20 protein-coding genes and 2 tRNA genes are annotated in these 17,796 nt (G+C 25.2%); 4 read left to right on the forward strand and 18 right to left on the reverse strand.

Annotated features, from left to right (window positions below; translation table 11 throughout):
• The first annotated feature begins 97 nt into the window (after nt 1-97).
• Nucleotides 98-247: a 50S ribosomal protein L34 gene (gene rpmH, locus H0H54_RS02975; RefSeq protein ID WP_185863236.1), complete on the forward strand. Its 150-nt coding sequence runs from the start codon at nt 98-100 to the stop codon at nt 245-247.
• Between the two features lie 11 nt (nt 248-258).
• Here rpmH and H0H54_RS02980 read toward each other — a convergent pair whose 3' ends face one another.
• Entirely contained in the window at nt 259-1,431 is a 1,173-nt protein-coding gene (locus H0H54_RS02980) for a M14 family zinc carboxypeptidase (protein ID WP_185863237.1), read from the reverse strand.
• Between the two features lie 156 nt (nt 1,432-1,587).
• Here H0H54_RS02980 and H0H54_RS02985 point away from each other — a divergent pair, with 156 nt between their 5' ends.
• Together H0H54_RS02985 and H0H54_RS02990 are read left to right on the forward strand one after the other, a co-directional pair.
• A complete protein-coding gene (locus H0H54_RS02985; protein ID WP_185863238.1) occupies nt 1,588-2,400 on the forward strand; it encodes a CPBP family intramembrane glutamic endopeptidase in 813 nt (270 codons plus the stop codon).
• A gap of 60 nt (nt 2,401-2,460) precedes the next feature.
• Nucleotides 2,461-3,378, forward strand: coding sequence for a ribonuclease Z (locus tag H0H54_RS02990; protein WP_185863555.1), 918 nt, complete (start codon nt 2,461-2,463; stop codon nt 3,376-3,378).
• Here H0H54_RS02990 and H0H54_RS02995 read toward each other — a convergent pair.
• A complete protein-coding gene (locus H0H54_RS02995) occupies nt 3,369-4,562 on the reverse strand; it encodes an ABC transporter permease (RefSeq protein WP_185863239.1) in 1,194 nt (397 codons plus the stop codon). The genes H0H54_RS02990 and H0H54_RS02995 overlap by 10 nt on opposite strands.
• A 20-nt stretch (nt 4,563-4,582) precedes the next feature.
• Nucleotides 4,583-4,885, reverse strand: coding sequence for a ribosome-binding factor A (locus H0H54_RS03000; RefSeq protein WP_185863240.1), 303 nt, complete (start codon nt 4,883-4,885; stop codon nt 4,583-4,585).
• 106 nt (nt 4,886-4,991) lie between these two features.
• Here H0H54_RS03000 and H0H54_RS03005 point away from each other — a divergent pair.
• A tRNA-Ile gene (locus H0H54_RS03005) sits at nt 4,992-5,065 on the forward strand.
• Nucleotides 5,066-5,085: 20 nt separating this feature from the next.
• Here H0H54_RS03005 and H0H54_RS03010 read toward each other — a convergent pair.
• The 15 genes from H0H54_RS03010 to H0H54_RS03080 form a co-directional block, all read right to left on the reverse strand.
• A tRNA-Arg gene (locus tag H0H54_RS03010) sits at nt 5,086-5,163 on the reverse strand.
• Nucleotides 5,154-5,417, reverse strand: coding sequence for a 50S ribosomal protein L27 (gene rpmA, locus H0H54_RS03015; protein WP_185863241.1), 264 nt, complete (start codon nt 5,415-5,417; stop codon nt 5,154-5,156). Before rpmA ends, H0H54_RS03010 begins: the two co-directional genes overlap by 10 nt.
• Before the next feature lie 24 nt (nt 5,418-5,441).
• The gene (gene rplU, locus H0H54_RS03020) at nt 5,442-5,756 is read right to left on the reverse strand and encodes a 50S ribosomal protein L21 (RefSeq protein WP_238784772.1); all 315 of its coding nucleotides are present in this window, start codon (nt 5,754-5,756) and stop codon (nt 5,442-5,444) included.
• Nucleotides 5,756-6,991, reverse strand: coding sequence for a SufS family cysteine desulfurase (locus tag H0H54_RS03025; protein ID WP_185863242.1), 1,236 nt, complete (start codon nt 6,989-6,991; stop codon nt 5,756-5,758). The genes rplU and H0H54_RS03025 overlap by 1 nt, the downstream gene beginning before the upstream one ends.
• A gap of 5 nt (nt 6,992-6,996) precedes the next feature.
• Nucleotides 6,997-8,304, reverse strand: a complete 1,308-nt coding sequence (gene sufD / locus H0H54_RS03030) for a Fe-S cluster assembly protein SufD (protein ID WP_185863243.1) — start codon at nt 8,302-8,304, stop codon at nt 6,997-6,999.
• Nucleotides 8,305-8,325: 21 nt separating this feature from the next.
• Complete coding sequence (gene sufC, locus H0H54_RS03035) at nt 8,326-9,078, reverse strand: Fe-S cluster assembly ATPase SufC (RefSeq protein WP_185863244.1); 753 nt, start codon at nt 9,076-9,078, stop codon at nt 8,326-8,328.
• Nucleotides 9,079-9,088: 10 nt separating this feature from the next.
• Complete coding sequence (sufB, locus tag H0H54_RS03040) at nt 9,089-10,531, reverse strand: Fe-S cluster assembly protein SufB (protein ID WP_185863245.1); 1,443 nt, start codon at nt 10,529-10,531, stop codon at nt 9,089-9,091.
• Nucleotides 10,531-10,860 (reverse strand): HesB/IscA family protein, encoded by a 330-nt coding sequence (locus tag H0H54_RS03045; protein WP_185863246.1) that lies wholly within the window; start codon nt 10,858-10,860, stop codon nt 10,531-10,533. Before H0H54_RS03045 ends, sufB begins: the two co-directional genes overlap by 1 nt.
• Nucleotides 10,861-10,922: 62 nt before the next feature.
• Nucleotides 10,923-11,429 carry a DUF192 domain-containing protein gene (locus H0H54_RS03050; RefSeq protein ID WP_185863247.1) on the reverse strand — a complete coding sequence of 169 codons (507 nt, stop codon included), beginning with the start codon at nt 11,427-11,429 and terminating at the stop codon, nt 10,923-10,925.
• Nucleotides 11,426-12,313, reverse strand: a complete 888-nt coding sequence (gene lgt / locus H0H54_RS03055) for a prolipoprotein diacylglyceryl transferase (RefSeq protein WP_185863248.1) — start codon at nt 12,311-12,313, stop codon at nt 11,426-11,428. The genes H0H54_RS03050 and lgt overlap by 4 nt, the downstream gene beginning before the upstream one ends.
• A 7-nt stretch (nt 12,314-12,320) precedes the next feature.
• On the reverse strand, nt 12,321-12,539 hold the full coding sequence (gene yidD, locus H0H54_RS03060; protein ID WP_185863249.1) for a membrane protein insertion efficiency factor YidD: 219 nt from the start codon (nt 12,537-12,539) through the stop codon (nt 12,321-12,323).
• Nucleotides 12,536-14,821 carry an aconitate hydratase gene (locus H0H54_RS03065; protein WP_185863250.1) on the reverse strand — a complete coding sequence of 762 codons (2,286 nt, stop codon included), beginning with the start codon at nt 14,819-14,821 and terminating at the stop codon, nt 12,536-12,538. Before H0H54_RS03065 ends, yidD begins: the two co-directional genes overlap by 4 nt.
• A gap of 37 nt (nt 14,822-14,858) precedes the next feature.
• A complete protein-coding gene (locus tag H0H54_RS03070; RefSeq protein ID WP_185863251.1) occupies nt 14,859-15,629 on the reverse strand; it encodes an alpha/beta fold hydrolase in 771 nt (256 codons plus the stop codon).
• Nucleotides 15,613-16,359 carry a pyridoxine 5'-phosphate synthase gene (locus tag H0H54_RS03075; RefSeq protein WP_185863252.1) on the reverse strand — a complete coding sequence of 249 codons (747 nt, stop codon included), beginning with the start codon at nt 16,357-16,359 and terminating at the stop codon, nt 15,613-15,615. The genes H0H54_RS03070 and H0H54_RS03075 overlap by 17 nt, the downstream gene beginning before the upstream one ends.
• On the reverse strand, nt 16,353-17,576 hold the full coding sequence (locus H0H54_RS03080) for a mechanosensitive ion channel family protein (protein ID WP_238784773.1): 1,224 nt from the start codon (nt 17,574-17,576) through the stop codon (nt 16,353-16,355). Before H0H54_RS03080 ends, H0H54_RS03075 begins: the two co-directional genes overlap by 7 nt.
• Nucleotides 17,577-17,796: the final 220 nt, after the last annotated feature.

The raw sequence follows: 17,796 nt of genomic DNA on the forward strand, positions 1-17,796 counted from the left end.
CTCACAAAAGATTACTGAATATAAAAAAGAAAAAAATAGTAGAAAAAAAAGACGTAAAATATTTTTATAACATAAAAAAAACAAACGGTTTCAAAATATGAAAAGAACTTATCAACCTTCAAATAGAAAAAGAGTTAATGTTCATGGATTCATGAAGCGAATGAATACAAAAACAGGTCGCATAATTATATCCAGAAGAAGAAAAAAAGGAAGAAAAAGACTTGCCGTTTATAATGTTAAAAAGTAAAATAAAATGAATTAAAAAATTCTAAAATTTTCTATAGTTCCAATTTCAGGAAAATTTTCTCCCTTTTCCCCATAAAATTTTTTACCTGTCACAATAGGTTCTTCATAAGCAAAAAAATTTGATAAATCTCCTATGTCTACTACTTTGGTTAAAGTATAAAGATTTTTTTTCATTAAATCAAACTTTTCAAAGTTCATTAATCCTATATCTACTAAAAATTTAGTTTTATTTTTTTTTATTTCTACTTTCCTATATATTTTATCCAATAAAACATTTTTATTTTCTGGAATTGATAAATAAGATTTATAATCTTCTTCAAGATTTTTTCCTTTTTTGCAAGAAATGAAATAAATTCCGGAAAGAAGAGATAATACGCTGTATTTTCTAATAATCTTTTTTTGAAAATCTTTTGGATAATTTCCTGATTCAACTAAAATACAAGGATAACCTAATTTTTGTAAACAATCTCCAGTTGCTGTAGGATATAATTTGTCAGAAAATCTTCCTATTGATCCAATATTAGGTAAAATTTTATGAAGTTCTCTTACAATAAAACTTATGACTCCCATAGATTTTTTTCTACTTATAGAATAAGTATTTTTTTTCAGGGATATAGAAGGAGACAAAAAAGATAAAATAGCAGGATTAAAATTTTTATGATCAACATTGTAAATACTTCTTTGATCATGTAAATTAAATAAAATATTAGGTTTATTTTTTCCTATTTCCTTGAATAAAATTTGTATTTCTGGAGATTGTAAACAAATAGCATCTCTATTTAAGTCTATATTTATTCCATTTCTCCTTCTAAATATTTCAGCCCCATCAGGATTTAACATTGGAATAAATAGAATCGTTAAATTTTTTTTAAAAAATTGGATTAATTCGCAATTTTTTTCTTTTAAAAACAAATGAAAAATATCAAACATGGATTTTGTCCCAGTGGTTTCATTTCCATGCATTTGAGACCAAATTAATATTTTTATTTTTCCTATCCCCCATTTAATTTTAAAAATTTTCCTTTTTTCTATAGATAATCCTATAGGAATAATAGAACATATATCTTTATACTTATTCATGATTTGTAATAAATCAGAATATCTGAAAATTTTTGAACAATGAATACTACTATCTTTAAAAGATTCATAATTATGGAACATAGATACAATATCAAAAAACGACATAACAACCTGGATTTTTTTTAAATAATTCTCTCATTCATGATTATGATTAATAACAAAATTGTTGTTATCTTTCAAAAAAAAGTAAAACGAACTTTTACTAAAGTTAAATTAAAATATTTTCATAATTTCATAATATGATTCATAATATGATATGATATGAAGAATTATTTTAAAATAAATTATATAGAATCTATTTTATTAATAATAGGATTTATTGCTTTAAATTTTTTCAATCTAATTCTTAGAAAATTATTGATTTATATTAATTTACCTGAAAACATGATATTTTCAATATCATACACTCTTCCTTTTATTTTTTTATTTTTTTTCATATCTCGTCAGGCACAAAAAAAAAGTCTCACCATAGACTTGTCTATGAGCTTGTCTCCATGGTATATTTATTTTATTATTTTTTGTATGATGTTTTGTATGATCATTATCAATGAATACATATCCTCACTAGTTCCAAAAGAAGGACCCATATTAGGAAATATGTATAAAGAAATTGAAGAATTTCTTATTTCAGAAATTCAAAATCCAATTCCTTTTTTTTCTACTACAGTATTATTAGCACCTATATGTGAAGAAGTCCTTTTTAGAGGGATTATTTTAAATGGTATGTTAAAAAATAAAATACATCCTATTAAAGCTATTTTATTTTCTTCATTTTTATTTGGATTGACTCATCTGAATCCATGGCAATTTGTAGGAGGGATTATTATTGGAAGTTTTATAGGATTCATTTATTTCATAACTTCTTCTATTATAGACTGTATATTATTACATATTTTTAATAATGCTTTTGCTGTATTCACTATGTTTTTATTTATGAAAAATAAAGATTTTTTTGCCCCAAAAAAGATAAGTTTGGATATAAATTTTGTATTAATATTAATAATATCTTTTATTATAGTAATGAGTGGAAGTATTTTTCTTTTAAAGAAAAAAAAAGAAAGCATAAAAAATTAAATTTTTTCATAAAAACTGACTATACACATGAATTAGAAAATTCATTTAAAATTTTTCATGATGAAAAAGTCTTCATTAACTATTTTAGGATGTCATTCTTCCATCCCTACAAACAAGTTTCATCCCACTGCTCAAATATTGGAAATGAAAGGTTTTTACTTTCTTATTGATTGTGGTGAGGGGACACAAGTTCAATTAAGAAAAGCAAAAATAAAATTTAATAAAATCATACACATATTCATATCTCATTTACATGGAGATCATTTTTTTGGATTGATTGGATTATTATCTACTTTTCACCTGTTAGGGAGAGAAAAACCAGTAAGTATTTACGCTCCAAAAGGATTAAAAGAGATCATAGATGTTCATTTTAAATGGTCTTATACCAGACTTAAATATTGCATAGATTATATAGAATTATCATCCCTAAAATTGGAAAAAATCATGGAAAACGATAAAATAGAAGTTTTTTCCATCCCATTAAAACACAGAATTTATGCAAATGGATTTCTTTTTAGAGAGAAACCGGGAAACAGAAAATTAAATATGGAAGAAATTAAAAAAATATCCGATATTAAAATCGTAGACTATCATAATTTAAAATTAGGAAAAGATTTTAAAACTAATGATGGAAAAATGATTCCTAATTACAAATTAACATTTGATCCTCCAAAAATATTATCTTATGCTTTTTGTTCAGATACTTCTTTTTACTTACCTATAGTTGAGCATATAAAATATGTAGACTTATTATATCATGAATCTACATTTCTAAAAATAGAAGAAAATAGAGCAATTAACACAGGACATTCTACAGCAAATCAAGCCGCACATATAGCTAAAGAAGCTAAAGTCAAAAAATTGTTATTGGGACATTATTCAAATAGATTTCCTAATATTAAAGAATTTGAAAAAGAAGCAAAAGAGATATTTTTTAACGTAGAAGCATCCGAAGCTATAAAAACATATTATTTGTAATAATTGGAATAAATCATATTATTAATTCTTTTTAAAGAATAAAAAGATATAATTGATCCTATTATTAAAATAACACATACGACCATATAAGAATCTTCTATTGTAATTTTAACAGGAAAAGGTATTTTTTTTTCTATTTTAAATATTTTATATTTTTCTTGTATTAAAGAAATAATATAAGATATAAACAAACCACTAAAACAACCAAAAGTAGTAATCATAAATCCTATATAAAAAAATATCATCTTGATTCTATATAAAGAAAAACCCATACTCCATAATGTAAAAATTTCTTTAATTTTATCTAGTTGTAAAATACAAATAGCACTAAATAAATTAAATCCAGTGATTAGTGTTATTAAAATAAACAAAAAATATATAAATATTTTTTCTGTGTTCAGTACTTTATGAAATCCTTTTTCTCTTTCTACACGTGTTCTTATATTAAATTTTGAACCTAGTTTTTTCATTAAAATATTTTTCAAATTATCTATGTTTACTTTATCATGAGCCTTAATTTCTAGAGTTTGAAATCCTTTTTGTTTCATTACATTCTGAAGTTCAGATAAATCACAAAATAAATATTTTATGTCCATTTTTGGACTAAAATGAAAAATTCCTTTTATAAAAACTTTTTTTTTCATAAAAAATAAAGTTTTTTTTTTGTCTTTTTTAGAATCAAAAAAAAGGATCTGAAAAGGTTGATTTATTATGTGATATAATAACATTGGGGGGACTATACGTCCTCCTATATATACATTTAAATAATCAAATTTATTGTTTTTTAAATTTATTTTCCTAAATTTTTTCATTACTTTTTCATATCCTACATCCACCCCTTTTAAAAGGACAAAATATTCATGATTATTATAATGTAAAAAAGCTTTTCTTTCTATGGTCTTAGAGAAGGCCATAATTTCTTGTATAGGTACTATTTTTTTGATAATACTATCATTAATAAAAAAATTTTTTTCATTTAAACAAGAAATAGTTATATCAGGATAATGAGTTTTATGAAATTTTTCATTTAAATTTTCTAGTCCAGAGAAAACAAATAAAATTGTAGATAAAGAAAATGCAGAAACACTAATAGATAAAATTGATAAAAAAACAATAATATTAACAAGATTTGTTTTTTTTTTAGAAAAAAAATAACGTATAGATATATAAAAATAAATATTCAAAAACTTGAAATTAAAAAACTTTATATAATTGCATAAAAATCCAATTTTGGAATTTTTTTTACACGATATCTCAATCTATCAGAAAGTAATTTTCTATAAAATCTAGATTTGGAACGAATAAATTTTAATATTTTTTTATCCAAAAAAGGATAAATGCTAACATATACTTTTATGAGGCTCATATCAGAGCTAATATGTATTTTAATTAAAGTCACTAAAAATTCATCCTTACTTTCGCTATAACAAATTTCTTTGTTCAGTATTTCTGCTATTTCTATAAAAAATATTGAATATAACTTCTCATTTCTAATCAAATCTTTCATAATTTCATCACTTTTTTTTTCAAACAGAGACAAAAAACGAAAAAAATTTTCAAAAAACTTGTAATAGGAAAAATAATGTTGTAAAATTGTACAACTTAATATTTTTGGTCCCATAGCTCAGTTGGTTAGAGCACCTGACTCATAATCAGGGAGTCGCTGGTTCAAATCCAGCTGGGACCATTTCTTATTTCTAAAGTAACTGGTAACTGGGGGGGGATTCGAACCCACAACTTACAGTTTAGGAAACTGTTGTTCTGTCCTAGTTGAACTACCCAGTCTTATTATCTACAATAGAAACAATCGATTTATTTTTTTTTACTTTTTTAAAAGACACATAACCGTTTTTTATAGCATATAAAGTATGATCTTTTCCTATTCCTACATTTATTCCAGGATGATGTTTAGTCCCTCTCTGACGAATTATAATATTACCAGAATTTACATACTGATTTCCATATATTTTAACTCCTAATCTTCTTCCTGCTGAATCTCTTCCATTTCTAGAACTTCCAGAGCCTTTTTTATGAGCCATATCTTGTTTTTTTTATGTTATGAATTATTTAAATAAAAAAGAAATTATTCTTATTTTTGAAAATAAAGGCCTAAATCCATTTTTTACTTTATATCCTTTTCTTCTTTTTTTCTTAAAAATAATAATTTTTTTTCCTTTTATATGTTGTAAAATTTCTATTTTTACATTTATTTTTTCTATAAAAGGATTTCCTAAAATAAGTTTTCCTTGTTTACAAAACAAAAAAACTTGATTCAACAATATTTGTTCTCCTATATTTTTGCAAATATGAGGAACATAAATATATTCATTTTCAACAATTTTAAATTGTTTATCTTTTATATTAACAATAGCATACATTATCTTAATAATATTTTTTTTGCTTTTAAAATACTTTCAAATAAACAATCTATTTCTTTAAAAGTATTATATACCGAAAAACTAATACGAATCATACCTGAAACTTTAAAAAAATTCATAAGAGGTTGTGCACATAAATGCCCTGTTCTTACTGCAATTCCTAAACGATCTAAAACACTACCTACATCAAAACAATGTAACTCATTTAAATTAAACGAAATAATACCAGACTTTTCAGAAATATCATATGGAGTTCCATATAATTGAATTCCATTTATTGATCTTAAACATTTTACAGCATACATCAAAAGTTTTTTTTTGTACGACTGAATATTTGATATTCCTATTTCTTTTATAAAATCTATAGCAAATCCCCATACAATAATACCTTCTATGTTTGGTGTCCCTGCTTCAAATTTAAATGGAATCTCTGAATAAGTTGTTTGATTGAAACTTACTTTTTTAACCATTTCACCCCCAAATTGATAAGGATACAACTTTTCCAAAATTTTCTTTTTCCCATATAATATCCCAATCCCAGTGGGGCCATACATCTTATGAGCAGAAAAAACGTAAAAATCAACATTTAAATCTTGTACATCTAAATCTAGATTAGATGGGACTTGAGCTCCATCAATTAAAACTAAAGCTCCATATTTATGAGCCTTTTTAATAATATCTTTAACAGGATTAATAATTCCTAAAACATTAGATATATGACTAATAGATACTATTTTTGTTTTTTCTGAAAGAAGAAACTCAAAATCTTTCAATTTTAAAATCCCATTTTCATAAATGGATATTATTTTTAAAATAGCTCCTTTTTTTTCGCAAAGTACCTGCCAAGGTACAAAATTTGAATGATGTTCAATACAAGAAATAATGATTTCATCTCCTTTTCTTATGAAAGTATCCATACTAGATGCCACTAAATTAATAGACTCTGTAGTTCCTTTTGTAAATAGAATTTCAGAAGAATATTTTGCATGAATAAATTTTTGAATCTTTTTTCTCACATTCTCTACATATAGAGTCGCTTTATGACTAAGATAATGCAAGCCTCTATGAACATTAGAGTTCATGGTAGAATAATAATTTTGGGATGCTTGAATAACTTTTAAAGGTTTTTGAGTGGTTGCTGCATTGTCCATATAAATTAAAGGATTCGAATATATTTTTTCTTTTAAAATAGGAAACTGATTTCTTATTTCTTGTATTTCTTTTTCTGAAAACATATATTTTATAAATGTTTATCTAATTTTTCCTTTATTTTTATATGTATAAATTTTTTTAATTCTATAATCCGAATAGAATCCAACATTTCTCCTAAAAATGACAATAATAATAACATTTTAGCTTTTTTTTCAGGAATTCCTCTTGATTGAAGATAAAACAACTCATCTTCCTGAAGATTTCCAACTGTACAACCATGAGAACATTTCACATGTTCAGAATAAATTTCTAATTGAGGTATAGCTTGTATACAAGCTTCATCAGAAAGAACAATATTATGATTTTTTTGAAAAGCATTTATTTCTTTTATAAATTCATTTACAATTATTCTTCCATTAAAAATTCCTTTAGATTTTTCACATAAAATATTTTTATATAATTGAAAACTATAAGCATTTGAACATAAATGATTGATTAGAGTATTATGATCCACAAATTGTTTTCCAGATAAAAGAGAAATACCGTATAAATAAGAAGAAGTTTTTTCCCCATTAGAATAAAATTTTAAATTATTTCTTATATAATTTCCTTTAAAAGAAAAAGTATAAACTGTACATTTACTGTTTTTATTTTGTTTTAAAAATGTATTATCTATTATAGAAGTTTCTTCTAAATCATTTTGAACTTTATAGTAGTCAATTATACTATGATTCATTGCATAAATTTCGCTAACTGAATTTACAAAAACAAAATGCTTTTTAAAACATTTAAAATGTTCTATAATTTTAACATAAGAACGCTCTCCCACCACAATCAAATTTCTGTTATTCAACATAATTTTAGATTCAATTCCTGTAGAAATATGTAATATTTCTATAGGAATTTCTAAAATGACATTATTAGGAATATAGATATATGCTCCGTCTATTGACAAAAGAGTATTCAAAGTATAGAATGCATCGTATTGATACGATAATCCACCATAATAGTCTTTAATTTTATTTTCTTTTAGTGATACTATATTTGATAAAATAATATTTTCAGCATTATAAGAAAGATAAGAATTATATTTTCCATCTATAAAAACCAAAATAAGGGAGTCTTTCTTTTTAAGAAAAGTTAATTTTCTTATTTTTTCTATATTTTTTATTTTTTTATCTTCTGATTCTGACGATTCTGAAATAAGATTATAATCCTGTTTAAAAATTGAATCAATATCTGTGTTTTTCCATTCTTTTTCGATAGAAGAAGGAAATCCTTTTTTGCAGAAAAAATCATAATGTTTTCGTCGTAAAAACGATATATAAGTATCATCTTTTTTTTCAGAAACAAATTTCTTAATTAAGAAAGAAGTTATTTTTTCTCTTAACTGCATTTATTATATAAAGTTAAGTAATTACCCTTGATTCTTCATTATCCAATCATATCCTTTTTTTTCCAATTTTTCAGCTAATTTTTTATCTCCTGATTGAATAATTTTTCCATTATATAAAATATGTATAATATAATCTGATAAAAGATAATCTAATAATCTTTTATAATGAGTGATAACTAAAATAGAGTTTTTATCATTTCTAAAGTCGTTAATTCCTTTAGCGACTACCCGCAAGGCGTCTATATCTAAACCTGAATCTATTTCATCTAATATGGATAATAGAGGATCTAACATCATCATTTGAAATATTTCGTTACGTTTTTTTTCTCCTCCAGAAAAACCTTCATTCAAAGAACGATGAAAAAAATTTTTTTCAATTTTTAATAAAGAAGACTTTTCCTTTATTTTTAATAAAATATCTTTAGCAGATATTTTTTTAATATTCCGTGCTTCACAAATGGAATTAATTGCTGTTTTAATAAAATTAACAATAGACACTCCTGGTATTTCAATCGGATGTTGAAAAGAAAGAAAAATCCCTAAATGAGCTCGTTCTTCAGGAGAAGAATTTTTTAAATTACGATTTAAGAAATAAATATTTCCTTCAGTTATTTTATAATCTTTTTTACCTGCTATTATAGAAGCAAGAGTACTCTTTCCAGAACCATTAGGCCCCATAATAACATGACTTTCTCCTGCATTAATTTTCAAATTAACACCTTTAAGTACCTTCTTATTCTCTATGTAAGCATGTAAATTTTCTATATTTAACATGATAATATTATTATCCTACAGATCCCTCCAAAGAAATCTCCAAAAGTTTTCTAGCCTCTACTGCAAATTCCATAGGAAGTTTTTCCAAAATATCATTACTAAAACCATGAACAATTAGAGAAATAGCTTTTTCTGTATCTATTCCTCTTTGGTTACAATAAAAAATTTGGTCTTCTCCAATTTTTGAAGTAGTGGCTTCATGTTCAACTTTAGAAGTTGAGTTATACACATGAATGTACGGAAAAGTATGAGCTCCACATTGATTTCCAATTAATAAAGAATCACATTGAGAGAAATTATGAGACTCAATTGCTTGAGAACTAATTTTAACCAATCCTCTATAATTGTTTTGAGCTTTCCCAGCAGATATTCCTTTTGAAATAATAACACTTTTAGTATGTTTTCCTATATGTATCATTTTAGTTCCCGTATCTGCCTGTTGAAAATTTTTAGTTAAAGCTAAAGAATAAAATTGTCCCATGGAAAAATCTCCTTTTAGAATGCAAGATGGATATTTCCAGGTAATTGAAGAACCTGTTTCTACTTGTATCCAAGATATTTTTGCTCTTTCCTCACATAAACCACGTTTTGTTACAAAATTAAAAACACCTCCTTCTCCTTTTTTATTTCCGGGGTACCAATTTTGAACGGTTGAATATTTCACTTCAGCATTTTTCAATGCTATAATTTCTACTACAGCTGCATGTAGCTGATTTTCTTTTCTTTGTGGAGCAGTACATCCTTCTAAATAACTAACGTATGAATTTTCATCTGCTATAATTAAAGTTCTTTCAAATTGACCTGTTTTATTTTCATTGATACGAAAATATGTGGATAACTCCATAGGACAACGAACTCCTTTTGGAATATAACAGAAAGACCCATCTGAAAATACAGCTGAATTTAGAGCTGCATAAAAATTATCTTTTTTTGAAACAACTGAACCTAAATATTTCTTTACAAGATTTGGATGGTTTTTCATAGCATCGTTGATAGAGCAAAATATAATACCTTGATTTTTTAATTTATTTTGAAATGTAGTAGCTAAAGAAACAGAGTCTAATACTATATCTGTCGCCACTCCTGAAAGGAGTTTTTGTTCTTCTATAGGAATTCCTAATTTATTAAATGTATTTATTAATTCTGGGTCTACTTCTTCTAAATTATTCAAATTTATTTTTGTTTTAGGAGCAGAATAATAACTGATTTTTTGAAAATCTGGAATTTTATACTTTATATTTGCCCATTTTGGATTATCCATTTTTTTCCATATTTGATAAGATTCTAATCTCCAATTTAACATCCATGTGGGTTCCTTTTTTTTTTCTGTTATTTTACGTATAACATCTTCATTTAAACCTACTGGAATTTTATCTGATTCTATTGGGGTATAAAATCCATATTTATATTCAGATTCAGAAAAATTTTTCAGTATTTTATTATTTTTTTTCATTATGATGAAAAGCTTTTTCCACAACCACAAGTATGTTTTGCTTTAGGATTATTAAAATAAAATCCCTTTCCATCTAATCCATCTGAATATTCTAATGTTGTACCTTCTAAATAAGGAATACTGTTTTGATCTATCAATATCTTCATTTCTTCATGTTGAAAAAGTTTATCTCCTTCTTGTTTTTTTTGATCGAAAGTAAGTTCATAAGACATTCCTGAACATCCTCCAGTTTTAACTCCAAATCTAACGAAAGAAATATCATGAGAAAGTCCTTCTTTTTTCATAATAGAAATCAATTTATTTTTAGCTTTTTCAGATATAAAAACCATAATATTTACAATTTTTTATTTTTTGATTACAAAAGATAAATATAAATTTTTTGTATCATTCTTCACTTGAAAGTGATTTTTGTTATTCCTTCTTTTATTCCCCATTTGTTTGACATACCAGCATTAATTTCTAAAACATATTTTATGGGATAAGAAAAATTAATTATTTCTATATTCTTCATAGGAATTACATGCTTATTAACAAAAACAACAGTATTCAATTGATTGATATATACAATATCTAAAGGAATTCGTACATTATTCATGTTTATATCTTTATATTCATCTTTATTTTTCAATAAAAATAACATCCCTCTATTTTCTTTTAGATCAGACCTATATTTTAATCCATTTTTCTTTTCTGTATCATTAAACGCTAACTCTATATCTATTTTTTTTATGATACAATTATTGTTTGTAAAATATAGTTCTCCATCTTTTAGAAATTCTATTTCTAGTGAATTTCCAACATCTAAAAATATATCAGAATCGTAATAAATTTTTTCAGATGAATTTATAGAAAAACACATTATCAAAATCAAATAAAAAAAAATATTAATTTTTTTCATAACGAAAAAAAATATTTCTTAATTTTTGATAAATTAATAATAAAAAAACCCAAAATAATAAAAGGGACGCTAAGCCATTGACCTGTATTTATAGATAAGAAATTAATAAATTCTTCTCCTTGTGGTTCTTTCACAAATTCTAATAAAAAACGTATAGACCAAAGTGAAATAAAAAATATTCCGGATAAAAATCCATCATAATTTTTTTTTCCAATTCTATAGAAATACCATAGAAGTAAAAAAATTAAAAAATAACCAATAGATTCATATATTTGTGCAGGATGTCTAGGTGTTATTTCCCCATATTCTGTATCCATTTGCACAAATTTTACGGCCCAAGGTAATTTTTCACTACATGGTTTCCCCACTATTTCAGAATTAAAAAAATTTCCGACCCTAATAAAAACAGCAGATATTGATACTGGAATACATAATCTATCACATAACCAAATAAAAGATTTTTTTTTCAGTATGATTTTTCTATAAAAAAAACTAGATAAAATGATCCCTATAGTTGCGCCATGACTGGATAACCCCCTGAACCCAATAAATTCATAACCTTTTATAAATCCTAGTAAGGAATTATGTTTATTTTCTTTTATAGGAAGAATCGCTTCAATCCAATGATCTGAAAAATATGATAAATCATAAAAGAAAACTTGACCCAGTCTTGCTCCTATAATAGTTCCCAAAAAAGTACAAATAAATAAAGGATCCAGATATTTTTGATCTATATCATCGTTTTGATAAATATATTTCATGATATACCACCCTAATAAAAAAGAAATCACAAACATTAGACTATAGATATGAACACATAAACCTTTCCATAAAACAAATTTGTGAATAGGATCCCAATTAATATACTCTAATGTTTTTACCATGACTAATTTATTTTGGATAATTGTAATCTGATGGCCCCCAAGGGTTACATTTAATGATTCTTTTTATACTTAAAAAAATAGCTTTAAAAAAATTCCATTTATTTAATGAAAAAATCATATAACTCGAACAAGTTGGAATGTATCTACAATTGTTTCCTATCCATGGAGATACCCCTATTTGATATAATCTGATGATTTTGATGAGTAATATTTTTGCAATTTTCATATTGTTTTTTTTCGAATAAAGTTTAACGAAGAACCTGCTTTAAACCATTGAATTTGGTTTTTATTATAAGAATGACAAACTTTTATTTTTTCTTGATTTCCATTTTTATGAATCAATTCCACTTCTATATTTTTATTAGTACATATGTTTTTTATATAAAAGTGTAATATATCTTCTTCTTGTATTTTGTAATAGTCGTCAGGATTTAAAAAAGTTAAAGCCAAAATTCCTTGTCTTTTTAAATTGGTTTCGTGTATTCTAGAGAAAGATTTTACAAGAACCACACGAACTCCCAAAAAACGAGGTTCCATAGCAGCATGCTCTCTTGAAGAACCTTCTCCATAATTATCCTCTCCTATAATTAAAGTTTGTATATTTTTTGACTTATAAAATTTTGCTACATTGTAAACCGTATCATAACTACCTGTTATAATATTTTTTATTTTATTTTTTTCATGATTAAAAGCATTTATAGCTCCCATTAACAAATTTTCAGAAATTTTTTCAAGATTTCCTCGATATTTTAACCATGGGCCTGCCATTGAAATATGATCTGTAGTGCATTTTCCTTTAATTTTCATTAAAAGTCTAAGATTCAACAAATGATTTCCATCCCACGCCAAAAAAGGGGTCAATGCCTGTATCCTTTTAGAGTCTTTTTTGAGAATTACAGATAAATTTTCTCTATTTTCTTTTTTTAAAAAACTTTCATATCCTAATTCTTCTGATTTAAAATTTTTTGTAGGAATCTCTGATGATTTAGGCTCTTCGAACTTTACATACTCACCCATTTCATTTTTCAATTTATCTTTCATAGGATTAAACGTCAAATCCCCAGAAAAGACTAAAGCTGTAACAATTTCTGGAGAAGCGATAAAAGCATGTGTTTTTGGATTTCCGTCATTACGAGATGAAAAATTCCTATTAAAAGTATGAATAATTGTATTTTTTACGTTTTTTTTATTTCTAACCCATTGTCCAATACAAGGGCCACAAGCATTAGAAAAAATTTTAGCTCCAATTTCTTTAAAAGTTGATAAAAATCCTGCATCTTTTATTAGAGAAAAAACTTTTTTAGACCCCGGAGATATCATATATTCTGAATTCATTTTCAATTTATTCTTTTTTGCTTGTTGAATTACTGATATCACTTTTGAGAAATCTTCGTAAGAAGAATTTGTGCAAGAACCAATCAATCCTACTTCAATTTTTGTAGGCCAATTATTTTTAATTGCTTCTTCTTTCATTTTAGAAATAGGAGTCGCTCTATCTGGAGTAAAAGGACCGTTAATATGTGGTTCTAAGACATTTAAATCTATTTTTATGACTTGATCATAGTAATGATTCGGATTTTTATAGACTTCTGGATCTGCTTTTAAAAAATTTTTTATTTCTTCTGCCATCATAGATACTTGAATTCTTCCATTTTTTATCAAAAAATCTTTCATTTTAACATCATAAGGAAATAAAGAAGCTGTAGCACCTATTTCTGCGCCCATATTACATATGGTAGCTTTTCCTACACAAGAAATACTATCAATTCCCTCTCCAAAATATTCAATAATATGATTTACCGCTCCTGATACTCCAATCATTCCAGATAATTTTAATATTACATCTTTAGGAGAGGTCCATCCATTAATTTTTCCAATTAAGTTTACTCCAATTATTTTAGGAAATTTTAATTCTAAAAGGGATCCAGACATAACTTCTGCAGCATCAGAACCTCCAACTCCTATTCCTAACATCCCTAATCCTCCAGCATTAGGGGTATGAGAATCTGTCCCTATAATTATACCCCCAGGAAATGCATAACTTTCCAGAATAACCTGATGAATAATCCCTGATCCAGGCCCCCAAAAATCTATTCCATATTTACAAGACGCCGATCTTAAAAAATTATAGATTTCTTTATTTTTACTTATGGAATTTTTTAAGTCCAAATCTGCTCCATATTGAGCAGATATAAGATGATCACAATGAATAGAAGTTGGAACAAACGTTTTATATTTTTTAGTTTGCATAAATTGAAGCAATGTCATTTGAGCAGTAGCATCTTGCATAACAATACGATCAGGCAAAAAATTCCTATAATATTCATCTCTAAAATTTATGGATTTAGAATTAAATTCAATATTTTTTATATCGGATAAGTCGGATAAGTGAGAATACAAAATTTTTTCAGAATAAGTCATAGGATGATCTATCACATTTCTAGATTTTTCAATCTTATGCAAAAAGCTTGAGTAAAAATTTCGAATCATATCAAGATCAAAAATCATAATAAATTTTTTTTTAAAAAAAAATAATATACATAAATTATGTTTCCTTTAAAAAAACACTAATTTTTTCATGAAAATCAGTGGGATTTTCTACATGAATCCAGTGATCAGATTTATTCACAGTACAAATTTTAGATCTTGGAAATAACTTTCGTATATGATGATAATCTTTGTCAATAAGATAATTCGAATACTCTCCTCTTAAAAATAACGTAGGGCCATGATAGGATCCATTTTTTATTTCTTTATGAATTAAATTATCATAATTTTTTTCAATATTTGATAAAGAAAAATAAAAACATAATTTCCCATTTTTTTGTCTTTGAGTGCATTTAGAAAAAAACGATCTTATTTTCAAATCATCAATCCATCTTTTTAAAAAAAGATCTAGATCTTTTCTAGTATTAATGACATCAAAATCCACTTTTTTTAAAATATGAATTAATTTTTTTTGATTAGTATTGATATAAGCTTTAGGACTGATATCTACAATTATCAATTTTTTTGGAATCATAGGATATTTTATAGAAAACGTCATCACAGCCCTCCCACCCATAGAATGACCTAATAATATAGGATGATTCAATTTGTAATAATAAATATATTTTAATATATCTTCTGATATGACATCATAATTCATTTCATGGGATACAAAACTTTTTCCATGATTTCTAATATCCAACAAATGAACTTGATAAAATTTTTCAAATTTTTTAGCAAAAGAACCCCAATTGTCTCCATTTCCAAATAAACCATGAAAAACTAAAATGGGAGACCCAACCCCATAAATTTTAGAATATAGTATCATTTTTTTTTATTCTGGCTTTATGAATTCTTTTTAAATAACTTTGTATTGTATTTTCCAGTCCCATATATATGGATTCGCAAATTAAAGCATGTCCAATTGAAACCTCTGATATGTTTGGTATTTTTTCAATTAAAAAATAAATATTATCTAAATTTAAATCATGTCCAGCATGAATAAACATTTTATTCTTAACAATAATTTTCGCCGTTTCAATATATGGATTTATGCTATTCCATTTATTTTCAGAATATCCTACAGAAAAATATCCAGTATATAATTCTATACTATCTGCTCCCGTTTTAGCCGCATATGAAACCAATTCTGGGTTGGGATCTAAAAAAATGGAAGTACGAATTCCATGATTTTTTAATTTTCTAATTTTATCAGTCAAAAAATCTTGATATAAAAAAGTATTCCATCCAGAATCTGATGTTATTGCATTATCAGAATCTGGGACTAAAGTCACTTGTGATGGTTTGATGTCCATCACCAGTTTCATAAATTTTTCAGAAGGATTTCCTTCTATATTGAATTCTGTCGTAATCACAGAATTTATGTCATAAACATCCTTATACGTAATATGTCTTCCATCAGGACGTGGATGTATAGTTATACCTTGACATCCGAATTTTTGAACATCTATAGCGACCTGTAATAGATCGGGGATATTTCCTCCTCTTGCATTTCTTAATGTAGCTATCTTGTTTAAATTTACACTTAATCTTACCATTTTTTTAAAACTTCTTTTTTAGTAACTTGTGTTATTTCCAAATTAAATTCTTTAGATACTGTTAATAAATGATCAAAAACACTAGCTTGTATTTGCTCATACTTAATAGATTCAGAAGTATTTGTGAAGCAATATAATTCCACTGGTAATCCATAAGGAGTAGGCTCTAAATGTCTTACCATCAAAGTTTCTGATTGTGATATTTTAGGATGTTGGGATAAATATTCTAGTGCATATTGACGAAATAGTCCGATATTTGTTAACCTCCTTCCATTTATATTTATACTTACATCAATATTTTTTTCTTTATTGAAAAGATCTATTTCTTTTTGTTTTTTTTGTATATAATTTTTTATCAAATAAACATGTTGAAATTTTTTTAACATATCTGAATTACAAAAATGAAATGATTGTATATTAAATAAAATAGACCTTTTGATTCTACGTATATTTTTTTGACGCATAAATTCAAAATTAGTAACTGCTGTGGAAATCAAATCGTAGGTAGGGACGCTAGTAATAGTTTTATCAAAATTTTCTATTTTTGCGGAAGTTAAATTGATCTCAATAACTGTTCCTTCTATATTATACTTAGGAATCCTAATCCAATCCCCAACTTTTATCATTTTTGTAGATGCCATTTGTACTCCTGAAACAAATCCTAATATTGTATCTCTGAAAACTAATATAACAAAAGCTGTTATAGCGCCTAAACTTGTTAAAACATTAATAAGATCATTTTTAGTAAGAATAGCGATAATAACCAATACGCAAAATATTATGGATATAATCTTAAGTAATTGTGAAAAAGAACGAACTGCTATCGTTTGATGGTTATTTTCACTTGTAGCTATTCTCATAATAGAATTTACTACTCGAATTAAAAATTGTAGAACAATTAGAACAAATAATATATCAAATACTTTTTCTAAATAAATAACAATCGTATGATAATTTTTAAAAAATGGTTCAATTAATATCAAACCAATAGATAGTGGAAAAAAATGTGCTAAACTATCAAAAACTTTATTTTCATATAAAATGTTATCCCAAACAAAATGAGTAGAACTTACTATTCTTCTGCCTATAAAACGTACCCCTCTATTAAAAATAAATTCTAAAATTATTAGAATAATAGCGAAAAATAATATTTTCCCAATTATAATAAGAGTTATAGCGCCCCATCTTTTTAGATCTAAATTATGTAATAAATTCATGAATTTTTTGGATTTGAAAAATAATTGTTTTTACTTTTTCAAAAAAAAGTTTTATAACAAACACATAACTAAAATTCTTACTTAAAGAGTGTTTTTTTTGAGTTATTTTCAATAATTTTGAAATTTTTATTTTTATGTTTTGTAGATTGAATAATATAATAGATATTGAATTTATTTAAAAAATAAAAATTAAAACTCAATTTTTTAAAATTTTATATTT

The organism is Blattabacterium cuenoti, assembly GCF_014251815.1.
GTDB classification, from domain to species: Bacteria; Bacteroidota; Bacteroidia; order Flavobacteriales; family Blattabacteriaceae; genus Blattabacterium; species Blattabacterium cuenoti_E.